We start from the raw sequence: 23,196 nt of genomic DNA on the forward strand, positions 1-23,196 counted from the left end.
CGTTTTGGCTTAAGCCGCCGGGCTGGCGGCATCCGTGATCTGCTGTTCCGTCGCGCGGCGGGCGGCGGCGTATTTCTGAGCGATGACGGCACAGGCCATGAGCTGGATCTGATGGAAGAGCATCAGCGGCAGAACGATCGCGCCGATCGACTGGCCGGCGAAGATGACGTTCGCCATCGGCACGCCGCTGGCCAGGCTCTTCTTCGAGCCGCAGAAGGTGATGGTGATTTCGTCGGCCTTGTTGAAGCCCAGCCTGCGGCTGCCGAACATCGTCAAAAGGAGGACGAGCGCCAGAAGCAGGATGTCGGCGAGGATGACGACGGCAATGTCGGCAATCGAGAAGGTGTGCCACAGCCCCTCGACCACGGCCGTCGAGAAGGCGAGATAGACGACCATCAGGATCGAGCCGCGGTCGACAGGCATCAGGATCTTCTTTTTGGCGCGGATCAAGTCGCCGATCCAGGGCTGCAGGATCTGGCCGACGACGAAGGGGGCGAGCAGTTGCAAGAGGATCTGCTGAAGCGCGTCGAAGGAGAAGCCGCCATGACCGCCGACGGAAAAGAGCAGGCCGACGAGCAGCGGCGTCAGGAACATGCCGAAAATGTTGGAGGCCGAGGCCGAGCAGATGGCCGCAGACACATTGCCGCCCGCCATCGAAGTGAAGGCGATCGACGACTGCACGGTCGAGGGCAGCACGCAGAGGAAGAGGATACCGAGATAAAGCGGCTGCGGCAGGATGGTGTCGGGAATGAAGCCGAGCCCGAGGCCGAGCAGCGGGAAAATGCCGAAGGTCGTCAGCAGGATGACGAGGTGCAGGCGCCAGTGCAGAAGGCCTGCAATGACGACGTCGCGCGAGAGGCGGGCGCCATGGAGGAAGAACAGCGCCGCGATGGCAAGATCGGTGGCGACGCCGAAATAGTCCGCAAAGCGGCCGCTGGCCGGAAACAAGGAGGCGAGGATGACCGTGCAGACGAGCAGGATCGTGAACGTATCGGGCAGAAAACGGCGCATGGCGGTCTCGCGGCAATAGATTTAGTCATTGTTCTGTCGTCCATTATGAAGCAGGATGCAAGGAATAACAGTTATCGGAAAACTGGATTTCAATGCTCGACCTCTCGCAATTGCGCAGCTTCGTCGCCGTCGAACAGATGGGCAGTTTCACGCTTGCTGCGGAAAGGCTGGGTCTCGGGCAATCGACGGTCAGCCAGCATATTCAGCGGCTGGAAGCGACACTCGGGCGCAAGCTGCTCGCGCGCGATACGCATAGAGTGATGCTGACCGGTGACGGCGAGGCGCTGCTGTCGCATGCGCGCTCCATGCTCTCGATCGAGGGGCAGGTTCAGTCTCTGTTCAGGAGCAACAGCCTGCGTGGCAGCCTGCGGCTCGGCGTATCGGAAGATTTCGTCACCAGCCAGCTGCCGGCGGTGCTGGAGGATTTCGTTCGTTCGCATCCCTCCGTCGACCTAGAACTGACCGTGGCGCTGTCAGGTGTCCTCTATGAGATGCAGGATAATGGCGAGATCGACTTGGTGCTCGCCAAGCGCCGGCTCGGCGATGCGCGCGGAAAGCTCGTCTATCGCGAGCCGCTCGTCTGGCTGGCGCGCGATCCCGAACATGTGTTCGCCTCCGGCCTCCTGCCGCTGATCGCCTTTCCGCCGCCGAGCGTGACGCGGGCGATCGCGCTGGAGGCGCTCGGGCGAAACGGCGTGGCGTGGCGGATCGTCTGCACCTGCGGCAGCCTCAGCGGATTGACGGCGGCGGCGCGGGCCGGGATGGGCGTGCTCGTGCAGCCGCGCAGCATGGCGCCATCAGGGCTGAAGGAGATCGCTAAGGGAAAGCTGCCGGTGCTGGAGGACGTGGAATTCGTTCTGGTGCCGCGCAAAGGGGCGGACCAGGCGCTGGTCGCAGCACTCTCGGATGATATTCTGCAAAAGGTGAGACGGTTGAGGTCGGCGTGACGCCTTGCCGCTACCGAAAGACTCGCCCGGAAGACGAGCCTTTCTGGATGGCGATCAGGCGGAGAGGCACTTGAGGAAACCATCCACATCCGCGTCCGTCGTCGCGAAGCTGGTAACGAGCCGGATCAGGGTTTCGCTGTCGGAAACGAGTTCGGGCGTTGCCGCAGGCATCGGCCATTCATAGAATTTCGCGCCTTTTTCCTCGGCGGTTTTCACGGCATTTTTGCTGATGACGGCAAAGACTTCGTTGGAGGCGGTCGGCCAGGCGAGGCGGGCGGCATTGCTGGCGCCGATGCCGGCGCGCAGGCGGTCGGCCATGGCGTTCGAATGGCGGGCGAGATCGAGCCAGAGGCCGTTTTCGAAATAAGCGTCGAACTGGGCGGCAATGAAACGCGACTTCGAAAAGAGCTGGGCCGCCCGCTTGCGGATGAAGGGCATTTCCCTTGCCTGATCCGGGTTGAAGAAGACGATCGCTTCCGCGCACCAGCAGCCGTTCTTGGTGCCGCCGAAGGAGAGCATGTCGACGCCGCGCTTCCAGGTCATTTCGGCCGGAGTGGCGCCGAGCGCAATCAGCGCATTGGCGAAGCGGGCGCCGTCCATGTGGAGCGGCAGGTTGCGCTTTCTCGATATGGCGGCGATCTCGCCGATCTCGGGCAGGGAATAGACCGTGCCGATCTCGGTTGCCTGGGTGATGGTCACCGCGCTGGCGCGGCCGTGACGGAGGGCGTCCTCGGGAAAGTTTGCGATCCTCGCGGAAAGCTTGGCAGGATCGATCTTGCCGGCTTCGCCGTCGATGGCGACGAGGCGGGCGGAGCCGGAGAAGAATTCCGGCGCGCCGCATTCATCTTCGATCACATGCGCTTCCGAATGGCAGAAGGTGATCCCGCCGGGGCGCTGGACGCTTGCCAGCGACAGCGAGTTGGCGGCCGTGCCGGTGGCGACGAAGAAAACGGAAACCTCACGCTCGAAGATCTCGCAGAAGCGGGCCTCGATCTTCTTGTCGAGATCGCCGGCGCCATAGGCCGGGGCGAAGCCGGCTGATTCCGCCAGCAGGCGTTCGGCAATGGATCTGTGGGCGCCGGCCCAATTATCGGAAGCAAAGAACATGGCGGAGACCGTGGGGAGTGGGAACGGATTTGGAGGTTTGCGGCGGAGATTACGCCAAAGCTTCACGGGATCAAGGCTATTGCCTATAATCCATCACCGAAATTGAACTGCGCAATCAATAAATAAAATGAATGAGGTTTTCGTAATTTTATTTCGCCGTTGCGACTGATTTGGTAATCTTCCTTCGCAAAATGACGATTTTTGTCGCGGCGCTCTTGCGGAGCCAAATGCTTTCTGGCATAGAACGGATGAATTAGGACAGTGTTGCTGTCCTATTTTGGCCTTTGCGGCCGAAGAGGCGCCGAAAGCCCTGGAACAAGCGGGCTTTCACGTTATAGTTCTTCCGAGCGCCAAGCCCCACGATGGGCGGCGCGCGGAGGCGAATGGCAGGCGCGGAACGCGACGGTTTGCTTTCCTTTGAAGCAGATGTCTGCGGCGATCTTCACAATGCAACAGCGCTGTCATGCGCCGAACCTATTTTCAGGTTGCGGCGCGGGACGAAAAGCCGCCCGCGCACCGTGGGCTTCGACAGGAGGAAAGATGATGACGAAGACGCCATCCATGGAATTTGACCGGTTTGCTGCTGCCGAGGCGCGCGCGACGGCCAATATTTCCAAATCCGCCTCCGGCCTGCCGAAGAAACAGGGGCTTTACGATCCTTCCAACGAACATGATGCCTGCGGCGTCGGCTTCGTCGCGCATATGAAAGGTGAGAAGTCGCACCAGATCGTCAAGGACGGCCTCTTCATTCTCGAGAACCTGACGCATCGCGGCGCCGTCGGCGCCGATCCGCTGATGGGCGACGGCGCCGGCATCCTGGTGCAGATCCCGGACCAGTTCTTCCGCGAGGAAATGGCCGCGCAGGGCATCACCCTGCCACCGGCCGGCGAATATGGCGTCGGCCATATCTTCATGCCACGCGACGAAAAGCAGATCGAGCACTTCAAGAAGGTGATCAAGGACGTCATCGTCGAGGAGGGCCAGGTCTTCATCGGCTTCCGCGACGTTCCTGTCGACAATTCCTCGCTCTCCAAGGCGCCTGATATCGCCGCGACCGAGCCGCATCACGTGCAGGTCTTCATCGGCGCCGGTGAGGATGCCGAAAACAACGACGAGTTCGAGCGCCGGCTGTTCACCCTGCGCAAGGTCATCTCCAACCGCATCTATGATGAGTTCGACGGCGAGGAGAGCAATTTCTATCCGGTCTCGCTGTCGTCGGCGACCGTGGTCTACAAGGGCATGTTCCTGGCCTACCAGGTCGGCGCCTATTATAAGGACTTGTCCGACCCGCGTTTCGAAAGCGCGGTGGCACTCGTGCACCAGCGCTTTTCGACCAACACCTTCCCGTCGTGGAAGCTCGCGCACCCCTATCGCATGGTCGCCCATAACGGCGAGATCAACACGCTGCGCGGCAACGTCAACTGGATGGCAGCGCGCCAGGCATCGGTTTCCTCGCCGCTGTTCGGAGAGGACATTTCCAAGCTCTGGCCGATTTCCTACGAGGGGCAGTCGGACACGGCCTGCTTCGACAATGCGCTGGAATTCCTGGTGCGCGGCGGCTATTCGCTGGCGCATGCGGTGATGATGCTGATCCCGGAAGCCTGGGCCGGCAATCAGTCGATGGCGGCCGAACGCAAGGCCTTCTACGAGTATCACGCGGCATTGATGGAGCCGTGGGACGGACCGGCTGCCGTTGCCTTCACCGACGGCAAGCAGATCGGCGCGACGCTCGACCGCAATGGCCTGCGGCCGGCGCGTTACCTCGTGACCGACGACGACCGCGTCATCATGGCATCCGAGGCCGGCGTTCTGCCGGTTCCGGAGGAGAAGATCATCCAGAAGTGGCGCCTGCAGCCGGGCAAGATGCTGCTGATCGACATGGAAGAAGGCCGCATCATCTCCGATGACGAGGTCAAGTCGAAGCTCGCGACGGCGCATCCCTACCGCAGCTGGCTCGACCGCACCCAGCTCATCCTCGAAGAGCTGAAGCCGGTGGAGCCCCGGGCGCTGCGTCGCGACGTGTCGCTGCTCGACCGTCAGCAGGCCTTCGGCTACACGACCGAGGATACCCGCATCCTGATGTCGCCGATGGCGACGACGGGGCAGGAAGCGATCGGCTCGATGGGCACGGATACGCCGATCTCGGCGATGTCGGAAAAGCCGAAGCTGCTCTATACCTATTTCAAGCAGAATTTCGCGCAGGTGACGAACCCGCCGATCGATCCGATCCGCGAAGAACTCGTCATGAGCCTCGTCTCCTTCATCGGCCCGCGCCCGAACATTCTCGACCACGAGGGCATGGCAAATGCCAAGCGCCTCGAAGTACGACAGCCGATCCTGACCAATGGCGATCTCGAAAAGATCCGCTCGATCGGCCATACGGAAGACCGTTTCGACACCAAGACGCTCGATTTTACCTATGATATCGAGCGCGGTGCGGCCGGCATGCCCGAGATGCTCGACCGGCTCTGCGAACGCGCGGAGGCGGCCGTCAAGGGCGGCTACAATATCATCGTGCTCTCCGACCGCCAGATCGGCCCCGACCGTATCGCCATTCCGGCGCTGCTGGCGACGGCTGCCGTGCACCATCACCTGATCCGCAAGGGGCTTCGCACCTCCGTCGGTCTCGTCGTCGAGACCGGGGAGCCGCGCGAAGTGCATCATTTCTGCCTGCTCGCCGGCTATGGCGCCGAGGCGATCAACCCTTATCTTGCCTTCGACACGCTGCTCGACATGCATGCCAAGGGCGAGTTCCCGAAGGAGGTCGATGCCTCGGAAATCGTCTACCGCTACATCAAGGCGGTCGGCAAAGGCATCCTCAAGGTGATGTCGAAGATGGGCATCTCCACCTACCAGTCCTATTGCGGTGCGCAGATCTTCGACGCGATCGGCCTGTCGTCTGAACTGGTCGACAAGTATTTCTTCGGAACCGCGACGATGATCGAGGGCATCGGCCTGGAAGCGATCGCCGAAGAGACCGTTGCCCGCCACACCGCGGCTTTCGGCAAGGATCCGCTGCTTGCGACAACGCTCGATATCGGCGGCGAATATGCCTACCGCATGCGCGGCGAAAGCCATGCCTGGACGCCGGATGCGGTTGCCGCCCTTCAGCATGCCGTGCGCGGCAATGCCGAGGATCGTTACCGCGAATTCGCCGAGATGGTGAACAATTCGGCGCTGCGCATGAACACCATCCGCGGGCTTTTCACCATCAAGAGCGCCGAAGCGCTCGGCCGCAAGCCGGTGTCGGTCGACGAGGTCGAGCCGGCGGCCGATATCGTCAAGCGTTTCTCGACGGGGGCGATGTCCTTCGGCTCGATCTCCCGCGAGGCGCATACGACGCTGGCGATCGCCATGAACCGGATCGGCGGCAAGTCGAACACCGGCGAGGGCGGCGAGGAATCCGACCGCTACATGCCGCTCTCTGACGGTTCGATGAACCCGGAACGTTCGGCGATCAAGCAGATCGCGTCGGGCCGCTTCGGCGTCACCACCGAATATCTCGTCAATGCCGACGTGCTGCAGATCAAGGTGGCGCAGGGCGCCAAGCCCGGCGAAGGCGGACAGCTGCCCGGACACAAGGTCGATGCGACCGTTGCCAAGACCCGTCACTCGACGCCGGGTGTGGGTCTGATCTCGCCGCCGCCGCATCACGACATCTATTCGATCGAGGATCTGGCGCAGCTGATCTACGACCTGAAGAACGTCAACCCGACGTCAGACGTTTCGGTCAAGCTCGTCTCCGAAGTCGGCGTCGGCACGGTTGCCGCCGGTGTGGCCAAGGCGCGCGCCGACCACATCACGGTCGCCGGTTTCGACGGCGGCACGGGTGCATCGCCGCTGACCTCGCTCAAGCATGCCGGCAGCCCCTGGGAGATCGGCCTTGCCGAGACCCAGCAGACGCTGGTGCTGAACGGGTTGCGTTCGCGCATCGCGCTGCAGGTGGACGGCGGCCTCAAGACCGGCCGCGACGTCATCATCGGGGCGCTGCTCGGAGCAGACGAGTTCGGCTTCGCCACCGCGCCGCTGATCGCCGCGGGCTGCATCATGATGCGCAAGTGCCATCTCAACACCTGTCCGGTCGGCGTGGCGACGCAGGATCCGGTGCTGCGCAAGCGCTTCAAGGGTACGCCTGAGCACGTCATCAACTACTTCTTCTTCGTCGCCAACGAAGTGCGCGAGATCCTCGCCTCGCTGGGGTTCACCCGGCTCGACGATATCATCGGCGCCTCGGAGCTGCTGGAGAAGGACGAGATGCTGGCGCACTGGAAGGCGAAGGGCCTCGATTTCAGCCGCATCTTCCACAAGGTCGAGGCTGCGAAGGAACAGACCTTCTGGACGAGCCGGCAGCAGCACCCGATCGACGATATTCTCGATCGCGCGCTGATCGAGCAGGCACAACAGGCGCTGACCGCCAAGACGCCCGTCGCCTTCGAAGTCGGCATCAAGAACGTCGACCGTTCGGCCGGCGCGATGCTCTCCGGCGAGGTCGCCAAGCGTTTCGGCCATCGCGGGCTGAAGGAAGACACGATCAACGTGACGCTTCGCGGCACGGCGGGCCAAAGCTTCGGCGCATTCCTCGCGCGCGGCGTCACCTTCAACCTGATCGGCGACGGCAACGACTATGTCGGCAAGGGGCTTTCGGGCGGCAAGATCATCATCCGGCCGCCGGAGAATTCCAGGATCGTGGCCGAGAACTCGATCATCGTCGGCAACACCGTGCTTTACGGCGCGACCGAGGGCGAATGCTATTTCCGCGGCGTGGCCGGCGAACGTTTCGCCGTCCGCAATTCCGGAGCGATCGCCATCGTCGAGGGTGTCGGCGACCATGGCTGCGAATACATGACCGGCGGTGTCGTCGTCGTGCTCGGCGCCACGGGCCGCAACTTTGCGGCCGGCATGTCCGGCGGCGTTGCTTACGTGCTCGATGAAACCGGCGATTTCGCCAGCCGCTGCAACATGGCGATGGTCGAGCTCGAGCCGGTGCCGGAAGAGGACGACATGCTGGAGAAGCTGCATCATCATGGCGGCGATCTCATGCACAAGGGACGCGTCGACGTCTCGGGCGACATGACACGCCACGACGAGGAGCGCCTTTACCAGCTGATCTCCAACCATCTGCACTATACGGGCTCGTCCCGCGCCCAGCAGATCCTCGACAACTGGGCCGACTACCGTCCGAAGTTCCGCAAGGTGATGCCGGTCGAATATCGTCGTGCGCTCGAGGAAATGGAACGCAGCCGGATGGGCATCGCCGCGGAGTGATTTGCGCCGGACATCGGCCGCCTGCCGAACGCAGATGGCCGATGTCGGAAACGTCTCGATGACCCGTGACGATCATGCCGGCGAAAGGCCGTCCAGATCGCGCGGATGTTTCAGGGGATATGTTCCAATGACGGTCAAGAGAAGCAACCCGCCCGGGATACCGGGACTGACGACAGACAACTGGCCCCGGGTGAGACGGTCATGAGGGTAAGGGACGAAGAAATGGGTAAGGTAACAGGATTTCTGGAAATCGACCGGCAGGTGGCGAAGTACCAGCCGGCGTCGGATCGCATCCGTCATTTCCGCGAGTTCACGATCCCGATGTCGGACCCGGAAGTGCAGAAACAGGCGGCGCGCTGCATGGACTGTGGCATCCCCTATTGTCACGGCCCCACCGGCTGCCCGGTGCATAACCAGATTCCTGACTGGAACGACCTCGTCTACAACAACAACTGGGAAGCGGCGATCCAGAACCTGCATTCGACCAACAACTTCCCGGAGTTCACCGGCCGCGTCTGCCCCGCGCCTTGCGAGGAAGCCTGCACTTTGAATCTCGAAGATGCGCCGGTTGCCATCAAGACCGTCGAACAGGCGATCGCCGACAAGGCCTATGAGCTCGGTTTCATCCGGCCGCAGCCGGCCACCGTCCATACCGGCAAGAAGGTCGCGGTCATCGGCTCCGGTCCCGCCGGCATGGCCGCCGCTCAGCAGCTCGGCCGCGCCGGTCATGAGGTGCATGTCTACGAGCGCGAGACGAAGCCCGGCGGCCTGCTGCGTTACGGCATTCCCGATTTCAAGATGGAGAAGAACTTCATCGACCGCCGCGTCGAGCAGATGAAGGGCGAGGGCGTCACCTTCCATTGCGGCGTCAATGTCGGCGTCGACGTCAAGGTCGAGCAGCTGCTCGCCGATCACGACGCCGTTCTTTACTGCGGCGGCTCCGAGACGCCGCGCGAGGCGGGCATTCCGGGCACGGATCTTGCCGGCGTGCATGACGCCATGCCCTATCTCGTGCAGCAGAACCGCCGCGTCGGGCGTGAAAACATCGACAGCATCGGCTGGCCGTCGGATCCGATCCTTGCCGGCGCCAAGCATGTCGTCGTCGTCGGCGGCGGCGATACGGCCTCGGACTGCGTCGGCACGGCCTTCCGCCAGGGCGCCGTCAAGGTCACCCAGCTCGACATTCGGCCGCAGCCGCCGGAGAAGGAAGACAAGCTTGCCGTCTGGCCCTTCTGGGCGACGAAGATGCGCACCTCCTCCTCGCAGGCCGAGGGCGCCGTGCGCGAATTCCAGGTGGCGACGCTTGAATTCGTCGGCGAAGACGGCGTGCTGACCGGCGTCAAGTGCTGCGAAGTCGACGAGCGGCGCCGCCCGGTCGCGGGCACGGAATTCGTCATTCGTGCCGATCTCGCTTTCATCGCCATCGGTTTCCGCGGCCCGTTCACGACAAGCGTGCTGAAGGAGCTCGAAGGCAAGCTGACGCTCAACACCGACAGACGCGGCTCGACCAATGTCGTCGCCAATGATCGCGACTACAAGACCTCGGTCGACAAGTTCTGGACGGCGGGCGACGTGCGCCGCGGCCAGTCGCTGGTGGTCTGGGCGATCCGCGAAGGCCGTCAGGCCGCTCGCGCCATCGACGAGGCCTTGATGGGCTCGACCGTGCTGCCGCACTGATCGCCGGCTCATACAGCTTGGGACGATACGAACTCCGCCTTCACCGGCGGAGTTTTTTATGGGGTCGCGCCCGGCCAGGACGCTTTATTGCCGGTGCGACCGCTTGACGCGCCGGTCTCCCGCGCAAGCCTCGAGCAATGCCGGGGCGTGAAGTTTGCGCCGGACGCGGGCTCAGCAGGAGCCGGCGGCGACCGGAGCGGAGGTGCCCCGCCGTTTCGGCCAAGGCATTTTACCATCGGCCGCGGCACTGGGGATATTGACCGCCGCGAATGATCGACAAGGATTTTTCAAATGGTTTCCGCAGTTGACAGCACACGGCTGGTTTCGGCCCAATATGCCCTGAAGAACCTCCGCAATTCCGACGATAGCGAGCAGGATGCGCAAAGTTCGTCGGCGGCCAGTATCCTGAGCAGCTACGGGCTCGATTCGAGCTCGGCATCACTTCTTTCCAACCAGGCGCTGTCGGGCCTGCTCGACACGCTTTCATCCCAGAGCGACACGACTGACGAGACCGACGCGACGCGTGAGAGCGCGGATATCACCAGCGCTTCCTTCATGTCGATGCTGAAGCAGCAGCTGCAGGATGCGGCTGCGGCCGAAGGCGAGAGCGGCAAGGCTCACGACATGCTGGCGGCGCTGGAGGCCGGCACGCTCACCATCTCCGATCCGACGCAGGGCGTGTCGGTCACCGCCTGGGACGTCGACGATCCCGAGGAGGCGGACACGGAAAACAAGGCCGGCGAGGCGATCGACGTCAGCGGCTGGAGCGACTTCCTCAATGCACATCTGGCGCGTGGCTCCGACGGCGCCTTCGTTAAGGAAAACGGCAGCTATGTCGACCAGACGAATGACGGCAATGCCTTCTTCGGCCTGATCGGTTCGAATTACTATTATCTGAGCTGGCCGCAGGCGGCGGCGAAGTAACGGGAATGAAGGCTATCATCAGAGCATGATGTGGTCCGAAAACCGCGGACGCTTTTCGGCATCATGCTCGCACCGCTTTTCTCATTTTACCGAGACTTCGGCCGGCGTCTTGGCCGCCGGCATGCGGTAATCGTCGACACGTCCGACGGGCGCCGGCGTCATCTGGCCCTGCTCGACGAGAAGATCGCGCGGCGATTTCGTCAGCGTCACGGGCGGCGGCCTTGCGCCGAGAAGCTCGGTGCCGCCGTCGAGATTGGGGTCGGAGAGGCTGATCGGCACGGTATGCTCGACCGGATTGGTGGGAAGGCCGAGACCCGGCAGGGCGCTTTCGTCCAGCCGCACCAGATCCGGGCTTGCCTGGGTGCCGAGAATGCGGCGGGCAGGCTTTTCCACATAGAAGGCAATCTTGCGGCGGCCGGCCTGCGTGAGGTTGATGCCGTCGGAGGTGCGCAGGCGCACCTGCTGGCCGTTCACATCCGAACCAGTGACGATGAAGTTGCCGTTTTCGTCGACGAAGCCATCCCAGATATCGACGAATTCGCCGCCGATGCTTTCCACCTGATTGCGGTAGAGCTGGTTCATCTGTACGGCATCGGCCGTCATCTGATCGGATTCGAAGGCGGGAAGCCCGACCCAAAGCAAGGGGATCTTGCGTTCGGTGACTTCCTTGCCGAAGGAAAGGACGCGGCGGCGATATTCGGTGAACCAGCCGTCGGTGCGGAATTTTTCCTTGGCGGTGTCGGTCACCATCTGCTGTCGGTCGTTGGCGCCGATCATGACGACGACCATTGCCGGCTTTAGCTCGTCGATCATCTTCGGCAGCTGTTCCGGCCAGTCGTAATAATCGTCGCGGACGAGACCCGAGGAGACGTTGCCGCGGGCTTCGACGATGACGCCGGGCGAAGTCTCGAAGGCGGCGGTGAGACCGTCACCAAGGCCGCTGGCAAGGAAATCGCCGACGATCAAGATCTTCTTGGCGTCGCCGAGCTTCTGAACGACAGGTTCTTCCTGCACGGGCGGCCGCACGGGCGGCGCGGTGCGGGTATTGACCACGGCTTTCTGCGCCGGCGGGCGCTTGCGCTGCTGGCGTTTCGGCTGCGGGACATCGGGAGCCTGCGGACCTTCGTCGAGATAGCGCCGGCCGAGGAAGAAATCGAGGATCGACTGGCGCTGGTAGCGCTGCTCCTGGGCTTCTGCGACATGCACCGGCGCAAACGCGCCGAGGCAGAGCGACGCCGCCGTCAGGGCGAGCGTGAGCCAGCGGATTTTACGGGTCCGATCGAGTTTCTTCATCATGGGCAGTTCCGCATCTGCCGGCATCTTGCACGCAGGGCAGGCCAGCGTCCACTCCCGCTATTTATTTAGGTCACGGTTCCGCCGCTTCTAGCGGCGGAGTGCGTTCAGTAGAGGCAGCGAGGGTTCGCCGTCCGGCTGCATGCCGATCCGCTCCTGCACCGCTGATATCGCCGCTTTCGAACCAGAGCCGAAATTGCCGTCGACTTCGCCATTGTAATAGCCGAGCGTCTTCAAACGGGTCTGCAGCTCGAATTTCTCGGTGATGTCGAGGGCGCCGTCCGGGCGCGGCCAGCGCTGCTGCATGCCGCCGTATCCGGCGATCTGATCGGCCAGCAGGCCGACGGCGAGCGCGTAGCTGTCCGACGCATTGTAGTTCTTGATGGTGAAGAAATTGGCTGTCATCAGGAAGCCCGGGCCACCGGGCCCGGCCGGCATCTTCAGCACGGCCTTGGTGCCGCCTTCGCGGAAGGCCTTGCCGTTCGGACGCTTCAGGCCGAGCTCAGCCCATTGGGCAAGCGTATGGGTTTTGCCGGCCTGCTTGGCTGCGGCTGCGGGAACGACCACCTCGTAGCCCCAGGTCTTGCCGGTATCCCAGCCATTTTTCATCAGGAGGTTGGCCGAGGTCGCCAGAGCGTCCGGCACCGAATTCCAGATGTCGCGATGACCGTTGCCGTCGGCATCGACGGCATAAAGCAAGTAGCTCGTCGGGATGAACTGGGTGTGGCCCATGGCACCGGCCCAGGAGCCGGTCATCTCACGCGCCGGCACATCGCCGCTCTGCAGGATCTTCAGCGCGGCGACCAGCTGCTTCTTGGCGAATTTGGCGCGGCGCGGATCGGCATAGGCAAGCGTTGCCAGGGCGCGCGGCACGTAATGCAGCCGGTCTTCCTTGTCGAGGATCGCGCCGTAGTTCGATTCCATCGACCAGATGGCGAGCAGAATGCTCTTGTCGACGCCGAAGCGCTGCTGGATCGCATTGAGGGTGCGCGCATGTTTGGCGGCCATCTCGCGGCCGATCTTGACGGTATAGGGATTGACGCGGGAATCGACGTAGTCCCAGATCTTCGAGGTGAATTCCGGCTGATAGGCAGCCTTTTCGAGCACGGTGGGATCGGGCTCGGTGACCCCAGAAAAGGCCTTTTGATAGGTTGCCTTACTGATGCCACTCTGAGCGGCTGTTTGGTAAAAATCCGCGATCCATTTCTGGAACCGGGAATCAGCTTTCGCGTTGTCGGGGACCAGCCCAACCTGGGCGGCGACAATAAGAGCGAGAGCAAGACCACGAAGGGAGTTTTTGTGATTCTGGGTCATCGACAGTCGTATCCCACATCTTCAGTTTCAGGCGCAGCAGGGCGTCATGTCCGCCCAGACCCGAGACTACAGGAACGGAGTCAACAAAATCTTTACCATGACCGTCCGCTGAGGTCACCAGTTGCAAAACAGTTGCAATTCTATACTAGTCAGACGTGAACGGCTTTATTTACAAGGCGATTTAGTCAAAGCAGGAGGCCTGTGTGGCGCATCAGAATAAAGTTCGTAAGGCAGTTTTTCCGGTGGCAGGTTTGGGGACGCGGTTTCTGCCGGCAACGAAGGCTGTTCCGAAGGAAATGTTGACCGTCGTCGACAAGCCGATCATTCAATATGTCGTCGATGAGGCGATCGAGGCCGGGATCGAGCATCTGGTTTTCGTCACGGGGCGCAACAAGCACGTCATCGAAGATTATTTCGACATTCATTTCGAACTCGAGCAGACGCTCAAGGAGCGCGCCAAGAAGGCGGAAATCACCCTGCTGCAGCAGCAGCTTCCCAAGGCAGGCACGGTGAGCTTTACCCGTCAGCAGGAGCCGCTCGGCCTCGGCCACGCCGTATGGTGCGCTCGCGAAATCGTCGGCGACGAGCCTTTCGCGCTGCTGCTGCCCGACATGATCATGAAGGGCGAAAAGGGCTGCATGAAGGGCATGATCGACCTTTACGGCCAGAGCGGCGGCAATATCATCGCTGTCGAGGAATGCGCGCCCGACCAGGCGCATAAATACGGCATCGTCGGCGTCGGCGAAGCGATCGGCGACGGCTTCCGCATCACCGGCATGGTGGAGAAGCCTGCCAAGGGAACGGCGCCTTCCAACTTCTTCATCAATGGCCGCTACATCCTGCAGCCGGAGATCTTCAAGATCCTCGAAACCCAGGAGCGCGGCGCCGGCAACGAGATCCAGCTCACCGACGGCATGCTGAAGCTCTTGAAGGAACAGGATTTCGCCGGTTACCACTTCCGCGGCACGACCTACGACTGCGGCGCCAAGGATGGCTTCATCCTGGCAAACGTCGCCTACGCCCTCGAACGCGCCGATATCCGTCCGACCGTCGAAGACGGCTTCAAGGCATTGCTGGCCGGCCTGAAGTAAGCTTTCCGCCAAATTATTCAGTGACAGAGCGCCGCGCATCCTACCAGATGTGCGGCGCTTAGCGTTTCAGCTTGAGGCCGACGCCGGCGCGCCATTGCTGGGAATCGTCGCCTTCCTTGCGGGTGGTCAGCTCGTAACCCAGGGTGCTGGTGAGATCGAGGTAGCGGTTAATGTTCCAGGTCAGGCCGGTCGCCGCGGTGTAGACGAGTTCGTCGTTGATGGTGCTGTCGGTGGGATAGTCGCGCCATATGACGCCGCCGATCATCGTGCCGACCAGATTGTCACGCAGCTGGTGGGTAACCGTCGTCGTCAGTGCGTGCGAGACGTAGCCGCTCTCGCCCGGCGTGGTTGTCGGCTGGATGCTCGTCTGCAGGTCGAGATTGACATCGGTGCCGCGGATCGGCGACCAGAGCAAGCTCGCATCGAGCGTGGCGGTGTCGATCGAGGACAGCCGGCTGTCTTCGAAATCCGCCCTCTCGTAGCCGATGCCGACCTCACCCTTCAGCTTTTCACCGAGATCGACCTCGACGCCGGCCTTGGCGCCGTAGCTATGGCCCGAACGCTCGTAACCGGCGGAATCGCGCGTTTCGTCATAGAGCGTCCGGCCGATCGTGGCCTCGATGAAGGGGATGAGCGCCGGCGACAGCTCGTAGCCGACGCGGCCGCGCAACGTGCCCGTCGTCTGGTTGCGGTCGCTCAAGGTCACGGTCGTGCCGTTTGCCAGCGTGGCGTCGGAATAGATCGAGCGGGTGAGCGCCAGCGCCGTCGTGCCGCGCAGGATGCCGAAATCGCGCTGGACGGAGGCGCCGGCAGCGAACTCCTGCACGTCCGACTGCTGCGTGGCATCGGCGATGGCGTCGGGATCGTCAGTATCCTCGCGGTAGAAATTGTAACCGGCGGTGAGGTGCGCGACCGTATCGTCGGGAAGATCCAGCCGGAGGTCGCCGTTGACCTTGAAGGAGGGCTGTTCCTCGCCTTCGCCGCTGATATTCTGCTGCCAGGCGCCTTCCGAGGTGACGGTCAGCTGATGCCGGCCCCAGTCGGAGGTGAGCGTCGCGGCCGCATCGGTTTCGAGGAAAGCGCGCTGTTGGCGGGTGTTGCCGTCCTTGGTGGTCTCGGTGTTGATGCTCTGCGTGACGGTCGGGCGGAGCACGAAAGTGCCGATCGGGATGCCGGGCGTTTCCGCCGTCGAGGCGCTTTCGGCAGCCTTGCGGCGCAGCAGCGTTTCGTCGATCGCTGGTTCGCGGGTGTTCAGCCGGCGTATATCATCATCGAGAATGGAGCCGGTGATATCGTCGCCGGATTGCGCATCCGGTATGGCGGGCCTTTGCTGGGCTTCATCCGCATTTCCAGCCGCGCCGGCTGCCGTCGGAGTGGCTGAAACGTCGGTTTCGTCATCGAAACCGACGGCGGCATTCGTGGTGCTGCCTTGGGCGGCGGAACGGTTGTTTGCCTGAACCTGTGAGGCGGACTGCGCGAAGGCCGCCGTCTGTCCGAGAAGCAGGCTGCCGAACGCAGTAAAGCAGACGACACGGCTCATGGCGCGGAGCGGCGTCACACTGCTCGTCTGTTTTGGCTGGCCCATGCAATTCGCGCCTGACATGCTTTCGGTTCTTACCCAAAGGTAAAGCCTTGTGGTTAATCATTCGTTGCCGCGGGCCGGCGTTGTTCACAATTCGGAAATATCCCAGGGTGGACTTGGAAAGTGAAAAGGTCTAACGCATCTCCATGAACAGAAGAGCGGTCAAACTCGTCGAAAACAGCGTGCTCGAATCGGCAAAACGCACGATAGAGATCGAAAAACGCGGTCTTGAAGCGCTGGAACGGGCCTTCGACAACGGATTGGCCGGTCCCTTCACCCGGGCCATCGAAGTCATCGGGGACATTTCCGGACGGGTGATCGTCACCGGCGTCGGCAAAAGCGGGCATATCGGCGCGAAGATGGCGGCGACATTTGCTTCGACCGGGACACCCGCCTTCTTCGTGCATGCGGCCGAAGCCAATCATGGCGACCTCGGCATGATCGCGCGCGACGACGTCGTGCTAGCGATTTCCAAGGGCGGCGAGAGCGCCGAGCTCAAGAGCATCATCTCCTTCACGCGGCGCTTCTCCATTCCGCTGATCGCGCTCACCTGCGGCGAACGCTCCTCGCTTGCGACCGCTGCCGATATCGTGCTTCTGGTGCCGAACGAACAGGAAGCCTGCCCGAACGGGCTGGCGCCGACGACCTCGACGCTGATGCAGCTTGCTCTCGGCGATGCGCTCGCAGTGGCGCTCCTGGAGGCGCGGGGCTTTACCGCCACCGATTTCCACGTCTTTCATCCGGGCGGCAAACTCGGCGCGAGCCTCACCCATGTCGCCGATATCATGCATACCGGCGAGCGGCTGCCGCTCGTCGCCAAGGGCACGCCGATGCCGGAGGCGATCACGGTGCTGTCGCGCAAGCATTTCGGCTGTGTCGGCGTGCTCGACGAGGATGGCCGGCTCTGCGGCATCGTCACCGACGGCGACATGTCGCGCAATCTGACCCGCAACCTTGCCGAACTCGCTGTCGACGACATCATGACGAAGACGCCGAAGACGGTGAAGCCGACGATGCTGGCGACCGCAGCGCTGGCGCTGCTCAACCAGCATCATATCGGCGCGCTGATCGTCATCGATGACGACAACCGGCCGATCGGGCTGGTGCATTTCCACGACCTGCTGCGGATCGGCGTCGCCTGATCAGAATTGTTGGGTCAGATCGGCTCGACCCTGAGGTCGCGGCCGTTGCTGGAGACCACCTTGACCTGCGTTCCCACGGGAAGATCGGGTCCCATCACCTGCCATAGCGTATCGTCGAGACGGATGCGGCCGCGGCCCTCGCGGATCGGTTCCTGCAATGTCGCCGTCCGGCCGACGAGGCTCGCGCCGCGCTGATTGAGGAAGGGCTCGTCGGTGGCGGCATGGCGCAGCACCAGCCGTCGGCCGGCAAAGGTCGTGGCGACGGCCAGCAGCGCAAAAAGGATCGCCTGCAGCTCCCAGACCCAGAAGGCGCTGTCCCAGAAGAGCAGCGACAGCGCGCCGACGATCAGGGCGGCAAGGCCGATCCAGACCAGGAAGAAGCCGGGCACCATCATCTCGGCGGCAAGTAGCACGAGGCCTGCGACCCACCAGTTCCAAGGACCAAGTTCGGCGACGATCTTCGCCAGCATGGCTTAGCGCTCCGGATCCGGGTTGAAGGGATTGGGGCTCGGCGGATTGATCGGCGGCGTCGAGCGGACCGGTGCGGGGCGCGGACGCGGCGGCAGCGGCGTTGCCGGGTTGTTGCCGGCATCACCAAAGACTTCACGGGCAATGGCGCCGATGCCGCCGAGCGAGCTCAGGATCGAAGAGGCTTCCATCGGCATCAGCACGATCTTGGAATTGGGTGCCGAACCGACCGAGGCGAGCGCCTCGGTGTATTTCTGCGCGACGAAATAGTTGATCGCCTGAACGTCGCCGGCGGCAATCGCTTCGGAGACCATTCTCGTCGCTTTGGCTTCGGCCTCGGCCAGGCGCTCGCGGGCTTCGGCATTGCGGAAGGCGGCTTCGCGCTGGCCTTCGGCCTGCAGGATGGCGGATTGCTTGGCGCCCTCGGCCCTGAGGATCTGCGCATTGCGCGAACCTTCGGCTTCCAGCACCTGGGCGCGTTTTTCGCGTTCGGCTTTCATCTGCCGGGCCATGGCGTCGACGAGGTCGCGCGGCGGCTGGATGTCCTTGATCTCGACGCGGGTGACCTTGATGCCCCACGGCTGCACCGCCTCGTCGACGACGCGCAACAAGCGGTCGTTGATCGCATCACGGTTTGAAAGCAGCTCGTCGAGATCCATGGAGCCCATAACCGAACGAATGTTGGTCATGGTGAGGTTGAGGATGGCGTTTTCGAGGTTGGAGACCTGATAGGCGGACTGGGCGGCGTTCAGCACCTGATAGAAGGCGACGGCATCGGCCGATACCGAGGCATTGTCCTTGGTGATCACTTCCTGGGTGGGCACGTTCAGCACCTGCTCCATCACGTTCAACCGGGCGCCGACGCGCTCGATGAAGGGGGTGATGAGGTTGAGGCCAGGCTCCAGCGTGCGGGTATAACGCCCGAAGCGTTCGATCGTATAGCGATAGCCCTGCGGCACGGTCTTGATCCCGGCAAAGAGCACCAGGATGACGAAGATGACCAGCACGATCACGACGATGTCGAAGCCGCCGAACAGCATGAAAAAATCCTCCCATCGGCGCATGCGCCCGCGCCCCACAACTAATGTGGTGAGTTAGCATGTTCTTTGCGAGGATGAAATCACGGCACGACGAGGCCGGCTTCCAACGGAAAAGGAGGTCCGTTCGGCAGGTCCTTCGGGCGATCGCCGGTTAGGTATCCGACGCTGTTTTTCGAAGAGGAATTCTCAGATCCAGCCCTGCAATTCGCGGCGCACGACCTTTTCCAGCACCTTCATGCCGTCATCGCCGTCGTTGAGGCAGGGGATATGCGTGAACTTGTCGCCGCCGTTCTCATGGAAGGAATGGGCGGCCTGTTCGGCGATCTCCTCAAGCGTTTCCAGGCAGTCGGAGACGAAGCCGGGATTGATGACGGCGATGCGCTTGACGCCGTCCTGGGCGAGCTTCTCCACCGTCTTGTCGGTATAGGGCTGCAGCCATTCCTCCGGCCCGAAGCGGGACTGGAAGGTGACCATGAAGTTTTCCTTGGTCAGCCCGAGCCGCTCGCGCAACAGCCGGCCGGTCTTCTGGCACTGACAATAGTAAGGGTCGCCCTGCTTGAAATAGGACATCGGAATGCCGTGGAAGGAGGCGACCAGCATCTCCGGCTTCCAGTCGAGCGTCGAAAGATGCCTTTCGACGGATTGGGCAAGCGACTCGATATAGGTCTCGTCGTCGTGATAGTCGGGCACGGTGCGCAGCGCCGGCTGCCAGCGCATGGAAAGCAGCTTGTGGAAGGCCTTGTCGTTGACGGTCGCGGTCGTTGCCGCCGCATATTGCGGATAGAGCGGGAAGAGCACGATGCGGTCGCAGCCTTCTTGCTTCAGCGCCTCGATGCGCGAGGCGATCGACGGCGTGCCGTAGCGCATCGCCCAGTCGACCCTGACGTTCGCAAGATCCTTCAGCCGTCCGGCCATCAGTTCCGACTGATTACGCGTATAGGTGCGCAGATAGCTTTCGTTCTTTTCCTTGTTCCAGATCAGCTCATAAGCCTTGCCGACCTTTTGCGGGCGGGTATTGAGCACGATGCCGAACAGGATCGGGTACCATTTCCAGCGAGACCATTCGATGACGCGGCGATCGGTCAGGAATTCCCTGAGATAGCGGCGCATCGAGCTATAATCGGTCCCGTCGGGCGTGCCGAGATTGACCAGCAGGACACCGACCTTGCCTGATTTGACGGCCGGATGGTCCGCCGGGCGGTGTGAAATATCTGCTGTCATTTTGGCCCCAACGCTCTCTTTTCTGTCTCGTCGGCTCATACGCAGCCGGGAGATCATGGTTCACCCTATAGAAAGAAAAACCGGCCCGGGAAACCCCGGACCGGCCGTTGCAATCGGGACAAATTGTCTTATTTCGCCGGAACTTCGATCTCCTTGCCGACCGTCAGGTGGCGCGGGTTCGGACTGCCGTTCGCCTCCGAGAGCTTCCGCCACAGCGTGCCGTCGCCATAGAAGGTGACGGCAAGATCCCAGAAGGTGTCGCCTGCGGCGATGACGTGGGTGGACGGCGTCGTTGCAGCGGGTGCAGAGGCTGCCGGCGCTGGTTCGGGGGCGGGCGCGGGTGCTGCCGGGGTGGCCGGGGCCGGGGCCGGCGCCGCAGGGGCAGGAGCGGGCTCGGTTGCCGGGGCTGCCGGAGCAGCCGGTTCGGCGGCGGGCGCCTGGGCTACGGTCGCGCCAATTTCGGTGACGCGGCCGTCGGTATAGGGTTTGTAAGGTGAGTGCGCGGCCAGATATCCGGCGGTCACGTCGGCGAGATCCGGGCCGAAATCATAGGCGTTCTTGCCTTCCTTGAAGATCGAATAGCCATCGCCGCCGGCCCGCATGAAATTGTTGGTGGCGATTTTGTAGGTCTTGGCCTGGTCGATCGGAGCGAAGTTGTCGCCCTCCTTCACCTGGACATCGCTGACGCGGCTGCCGACAGGCTTAGACTGGTCGAAGGAGAATTTCAGACCGGCGACCTGCGGGAAGCGCCCGGCGCCCTGGTCGATCTGGCTGACACCGTTTTCGAGCGCCTTGACGACATCGGCGCCAGTCGTCTCGAAGGTGGCGAGTGTGTTCTGGAACGGCAGGACGGTGATGACCTCGCCCTGGGTGACGTCGCCGCCGTCGATCGAAGCGCGCAGGCCGCCGCCGTTCTGGAAGGCAATGGTGATGCCCTGGTTCCTGGTGCGGTCAAGCATGGCGTCGGCCACCAGATTGCCCATCGAGCATTCCTTGACGCGGCAGACCTTGCGGTCGCCCTCGATCGGGCCTTCGGAGGCGCCGATGACTTTCTTGCGCAGTTCCTCGATCGGCTTTGCCAGTTCGGCGACGCGGGTGACGACGGCCGGATCGGGCGTGAAGGAGGAATCGATCAGGATCGGGTCGCCCTTGGCATCCTTGACGACGCCGTTATCATCGAAATTGACGACGAGATCGCCGAGATATTTGCTGTAGGAGGCCGCCTGAACGACCGGCACCTTGTAGCCGCCGGGATTGTCGACCATCGTCGGGTAGGGACCTTCGGCCTTCGCGTCGGTGTTCGAGAGCAGGCTGTGCGAATGGCCGCCGACGACGACATCGACGTCAGGAATCTTGGCAATCACGGCGAGGTCGCGGGGGTATCCGACATGTGTGAGTGCGATGATCTTGTTGACGCCCTGACCTTTCAGATCCTGGACGGCTGATGTGATGGTCTGAACGTCATCTTCGATGGTGACGTTCGGGCCGGGCGAGGACAGTTCCGGCGTATCGTTGGTGACGGCGCCGACGATGCCGATCTTCTGGCCGCCGACATCGAGCACCAGCGACGGCTTGATGCGGTCGCCGAGCTTGGAAGCGGCTCTCGCCTTCACGTTTGCCGTCACGACAGGGAATTGCACCTTGTCGAGGAAGGTCGCGAGCCCGTCCTCGCTGTCGTCGAATTCATGGTTGCCGACGGTCATCGCGTCGAACTTCATCATGTTGAGGAATTCGGCTTCGGCCGCGCCCTTATAGGTCGTGTAGAAGAGGGAGCCCTGGAAATTGTCGCCAGCATTCAGGAGAAGGACATTCTTGCCCGACAGTGCCTGACGGCGCTGGTCGATCGCAGTCTTCAGGCGGGCCGCGCCGCCGAAGCATTCCTTCTTGCCTTCCTCTTCGGCCGAGCAGGTGGAGTCGAACTTGTTGATCGATTCGATGCGTGAATGGAAATCGTTGATGTGAAGAATATTGAGTTCGTAATCCGCAAAGGCGGCACCCGCGCTCAGCGTCAGCATGGACGCGGTCAAAAGACCGAAGCTGAAAGACTTCGTCATCCCTGTTCTCCTGATTGAGGCGGGAGATCCCCCGATCCCCGCCGATCCCTTCCATGGTTCGCCGAGGCAATTCCCGGCACGCGGATGTTCTACCAGACGGTGCACGACCGCAAGGAAAAGCTGGGCCTGACGGGACGCTTTCCAAGGGGGAAGGAACAAAAAAGCCGGATTGGCTCATCCCGGGAAAGCCGGATCGGCTTATCCCAGGCATTCGCCGTCAGCGGCGTTCCGGTAGAGCTCGCGTGCCGCTTCGGCGATGTTGGGAAGAGTGGCGAGCGCAATGATCAGGCACAACACGGCGACGATCCGGTGAAAGCGTCGGCCGGCCCGATAGGCAAGGAATGCGCCTGCGCCATAGATCAGAACGGCCGGCACGGCGAAGATCAAAACCTGCAGCGGTCCGTCGCAATCGGGAGCCGCGATGCCTTGGGCACGATAGACGTTGGCCGGCAGAACAACGGCAATTGCCGCAAGCGGCATTGCGAGCAGTAAAAACGCATAGCCGGCGAAGGCTCTCATCGTGCTTGTCCCGGCAATCCGGTCACATCGATCTGTTAGCCGCGACGGGAGAGTGTAAATTGCGAACCCGTTGCGGTGGTACAATTCAGCTGACTAGACCCGATCAAGGCGCAATTGACGAGAGACGTCGTTCTTTTCACATTTGAATAGAGGTTAATTTGAATAATCCCATCGGGGCTCGTTGTATATGTTCCCGATGCCATCTGGGTGTTTGTTCCGTCGCTTGTGCGAGTAACGAATTGGCCGCTCGAAAATGTTGAGGTCAAACCGTTGGCGTCCGTCCACTCGCCTTCGACGCCGGTGGGTGCGGGCGTGTTTGCAACCGGCAGGGGGCGCGGTCCCGATGAAACGCAGGCGGCAAGCGCGGCTGCTGCACCGACAAGAACGAGACCAGTTTTGATTTTCATAAGGCTTCTCCCGGCGATTCGGCGCGGGCGGAACCCGCTGCAGTTCGGGCAAAACATGGCGTGCACCGGTGAGGATGGCAAGTCTTGCAAGGTGGCGGGCAGCATTTATACAGCCGGCGTTACAAAAATGCCCG

The 23,196-nt window shown here is 62.4% G+C and carries 18 protein-coding genes; 7 read left to right on the forward strand and 11 right to left on the reverse strand.

Translation table 11 applies throughout. The features are described 5' to 3' along the window. Nucleotides 1-9: 9 nt before the first annotated feature. Entirely contained in the window at nt 10-1,011 is a 1,002-nt protein-coding gene (locus tag ATY76_RS27785; protein ID WP_088677871.1) for a bile acid:sodium symporter family protein, read from the reverse strand. A gap of 92 nt (nt 1,012-1,103) precedes the next feature. On the opposite strand from ATY76_RS27785, the gene ATY76_RS27790 reads away from it, so the two are divergent. After that, the gene (locus ATY76_RS27790; protein ID WP_088677872.1) at nt 1,104-1,958 is read left to right on the forward strand and encodes a LysR family transcriptional regulator; all 855 of its coding nucleotides are present in this window, start codon (nt 1,104-1,106) and stop codon (nt 1,956-1,958) included. Nucleotides 1,959-2,012: 54 nt separating this feature from the next. Here the strand turns inward: ATY76_RS27790 and ATY76_RS27795 are convergent, their stop codons facing one another. Beyond that, nucleotides 2,013-3,065, reverse strand: coding sequence for a low specificity L-threonine aldolase (locus ATY76_RS27795; protein ID WP_088677873.1), 1,053 nt, complete (start codon nt 3,063-3,065; stop codon nt 2,013-2,015). A 383-nt stretch (nt 3,066-3,448) separates the two neighbouring features. On the opposite strand from ATY76_RS27795, the gene ATY76_RS33410 reads away from it, so the two are divergent. The 4 genes from ATY76_RS33410 (at nt 3,449) to ATY76_RS27810 (ending at nt 10,931) form a co-directional block, all read left to right on the forward strand. Continuing rightward, nucleotides 3,449-3,637 (forward strand): hypothetical protein, encoded by a 189-nt coding sequence (locus ATY76_RS33410; protein ID WP_141105054.1) that lies wholly within the window; start codon nt 3,449-3,451, stop codon nt 3,635-3,637. Continuing rightward, complete coding sequence (gene gltB, locus ATY76_RS27800; protein WP_190233743.1) at nt 3,606-8,330, forward strand: glutamate synthase large subunit; 4,725 nt, start codon at nt 3,606-3,608, stop codon at nt 8,328-8,330. Before ATY76_RS33410 ends, gltB begins: the two co-directional genes overlap by 32 nt. 222 nt (nt 8,331-8,552) lie before the next feature. Next, a complete protein-coding gene (locus tag ATY76_RS27805; protein WP_088677874.1) occupies nt 8,553-10,007 on the forward strand; it encodes a glutamate synthase subunit beta in 1,455 nt (484 codons plus the stop codon). A gap of 291 nt (nt 10,008-10,298) precedes the next feature. Continuing rightward, the gene (locus ATY76_RS27810; protein WP_088677875.1) at nt 10,299-10,931 is read left to right on the forward strand and encodes a hypothetical protein; all 633 of its coding nucleotides are present in this window, start codon (nt 10,299-10,301) and stop codon (nt 10,929-10,931) included. 81 nt (nt 10,932-11,012) lie between these two features. Here the strand turns inward: ATY76_RS27810 and ATY76_RS27815 are convergent, their stop codons facing one another. Continuing rightward, the gene (locus ATY76_RS27815; RefSeq protein ID WP_190233744.1) at nt 11,013-12,251 is read right to left on the reverse strand and encodes a DUF459 domain-containing protein; all 1,239 of its coding nucleotides are present in this window, start codon (nt 12,249-12,251) and stop codon (nt 11,013-11,015) included. Nucleotides 12,252-12,314: 63 nt separating this feature from the next. Continuing rightward, nucleotides 12,315-13,538 carry a lytic murein transglycosylase gene (locus ATY76_RS27820; RefSeq protein ID WP_088677876.1) on the reverse strand — a complete coding sequence of 408 codons (1,224 nt, stop codon included), beginning with the start codon at nt 13,536-13,538 and terminating at the stop codon, nt 12,315-12,317. 203 nt (nt 13,539-13,741) lie between these two features. On the opposite strand from ATY76_RS27820, the gene galU reads away from it, so the two are divergent. Continuing rightward, a complete protein-coding gene (gene galU / locus ATY76_RS27825) occupies nt 13,742-14,629 on the forward strand; it encodes a UTP--glucose-1-phosphate uridylyltransferase GalU (RefSeq protein WP_088677877.1) in 888 nt (295 codons plus the stop codon). Nucleotides 14,630-14,687: 58 nt separating this feature from the next. On the opposite strand, the gene ATY76_RS27830 is transcribed toward galU, so the two are convergent. Then, entirely contained in the window at nt 14,688-16,214 is a 1,527-nt protein-coding gene (locus tag ATY76_RS27830; protein ID WP_088677878.1) for an outer membrane beta-barrel protein, read from the reverse strand. A gap of 143 nt (nt 16,215-16,357) precedes the next feature. Between ATY76_RS27830 and ATY76_RS27835 the strand changes: the two genes are divergently transcribed. Continuing rightward, nucleotides 16,358-17,353, forward strand: coding sequence for a KpsF/GutQ family sugar-phosphate isomerase (locus ATY76_RS27835; RefSeq protein ID WP_088677879.1), 996 nt, complete (start codon nt 16,358-16,360; stop codon nt 17,351-17,353). Nucleotides 17,354-17,367: 14 nt separating this feature from the next. On the opposite strand, the gene ATY76_RS27840 is transcribed toward ATY76_RS27835, so the two are convergent. From ATY76_RS27840 to ATY76_RS27865, 6 genes are all read right to left on the reverse strand, one after another. Beyond that, a complete protein-coding gene (locus tag ATY76_RS27840; RefSeq protein ID WP_088677880.1) occupies nt 17,368-17,823 on the reverse strand; it encodes an NfeD family protein in 456 nt (151 codons plus the stop codon). A 3-nt stretch (nt 17,824-17,826) separates the two neighbouring features. Continuing rightward, on the reverse strand, nt 17,827-18,861 hold the full coding sequence (locus ATY76_RS27845; protein WP_088677881.1) for an SPFH domain-containing protein: 1,035 nt from the start codon (nt 18,859-18,861) through the stop codon (nt 17,827-17,829). A gap of 186 nt (nt 18,862-19,047) precedes the next feature. Continuing rightward, a complete protein-coding gene (gene hemH, locus ATY76_RS27850; protein ID WP_088677882.1) occupies nt 19,048-20,082 on the reverse strand; it encodes a ferrochelatase in 1,035 nt (344 codons plus the stop codon). A gap of 128 nt (nt 20,083-20,210) precedes the next feature. Continuing rightward, nucleotides 20,211-22,136 (reverse strand): bifunctional metallophosphatase/5'-nucleotidase, encoded by a 1,926-nt coding sequence (locus ATY76_RS27855; RefSeq protein ID WP_088677883.1) that lies wholly within the window; start codon nt 22,134-22,136, stop codon nt 20,211-20,213. 198 nt (nt 22,137-22,334) lie between these two features. Next, nucleotides 22,335-22,655, reverse strand: a complete 321-nt coding sequence (locus tag ATY76_RS27860; protein ID WP_088677884.1) for a hypothetical protein — start codon at nt 22,653-22,655, stop codon at nt 22,335-22,337. Nucleotides 22,656-22,690: 35 nt separating this feature from the next. After that, complete coding sequence (locus ATY76_RS27865; protein ID WP_088677885.1) at nt 22,691-23,062, reverse strand: hypothetical protein; 372 nt, start codon at nt 23,060-23,062, stop codon at nt 22,691-22,693. Between the last annotated feature and the right edge of the window lie 134 nt (nt 23,063-23,196).

The sequence above is a fragment of the Rhizobium sp. R339 genome, assembly GCF_002211395.1.
GTDB lineage: Bacteria > Pseudomonadota > Alphaproteobacteria > Rhizobiales > Rhizobiaceae > Rhizobium.

Excerpts from the sequence above, each read along its gene's own strand:
- ATY76_RS27855 (WP_088677883.1), bottom strand. The coding sequence starts at position 22,136 with ATGACGAAGTCTTTCAGCTTCGGTCTTTTGACCGCGTCCATGCTGACG.
- ATY76_RS27805 (WP_088677874.1), top strand. The coding sequence starts at position 8,553 with ATGGGTAAGGTAACAGGATTTCTGGAAATCGACCGGCAGGTGGCGAAG.
- ATY76_RS27835 (WP_088677879.1), top strand. The coding sequence starts at position 16,358 with ATGAACAGAAGAGCGGTCAAACTCGTCGAAAACAGCGTGCTCGAATCG.
- ATY76_RS27865 (WP_088677885.1), bottom strand. The coding sequence starts at position 23,062 with ATGAAAATCAAAACTGGTCTCGTTCTTGTCGGTGCAGCAGCCGCGCTT.
- ATY76_RS27840 (WP_088677880.1), bottom strand. The coding sequence starts at position 17,823 with ATGCTGGCGAAGATCGTCGCCGAACTTGGTCCTTGGAACTGGTGGGTC.
- ATY76_RS27815 (WP_190233744.1), bottom strand. The coding sequence starts at position 12,251 with ATGCCGGCAGATGCGGAACTGCCCATGATGAAGAAACTCGATCGGACC.
- ATY76_RS27795 (WP_088677873.1), bottom strand. The coding sequence starts at position 3,065 with ATGTTCTTTGCTTCCGATAATTGGGCCGGCGCCCACAGATCCATTGCC.
- ATY76_RS27830 (WP_088677878.1), bottom strand. The coding sequence starts at position 16,214 with ATGGGCCAGCCAAAACAGACGAGCAGTGTGACGCCGCTCCGCGCCATG.
- ATY76_RS27810 (WP_088677875.1), top strand. The coding sequence starts at position 10,299 with ATGGTTTCCGCAGTTGACAGCACACGGCTGGTTTCGGCCCAATATGCC.
- ATY76_RS27860 (WP_088677884.1), bottom strand. The coding sequence starts at position 22,655 with ATGAGAGCCTTCGCCGGCTATGCGTTTTTACTGCTCGCAATGCCGCTT.
- ATY76_RS27785 (WP_088677871.1), bottom strand. The coding sequence starts at position 1,011 with ATGCGCCGTTTTCTGCCCGATACGTTCACGATCCTGCTCGTCTGCACG.
- ATY76_RS27845 (WP_088677881.1), bottom strand. The coding sequence starts at position 18,861 with ATGCTGTTCGGCGGCTTCGACATCGTCGTGATCGTGCTGGTCATCTTC.
- gltB (WP_190233743.1), top strand. The coding sequence starts at position 3,606 with ATGATGACGAAGACGCCATCCATGGAATTTGACCGGTTTGCTGCTGCC.
- ATY76_RS27820 (WP_088677876.1), bottom strand. The coding sequence starts at position 13,538 with ATGACCCAGAATCACAAAAACTCCCTTCGTGGTCTTGCTCTCGCTCTT.
- hemH (WP_088677882.1), bottom strand. The coding sequence starts at position 20,082 with ATGACAGCAGATATTTCACACCGCCCGGCGGACCATCCGGCCGTCAAA.
- ATY76_RS33410 (WP_141105054.1), top strand. The coding sequence starts at position 3,449 with ATGGCAGGCGCGGAACGCGACGGTTTGCTTTCCTTTGAAGCAGATGTC.
- ATY76_RS27790 (WP_088677872.1), top strand. The coding sequence starts at position 1,104 with ATGCTCGACCTCTCGCAATTGCGCAGCTTCGTCGCCGTCGAACAGATG.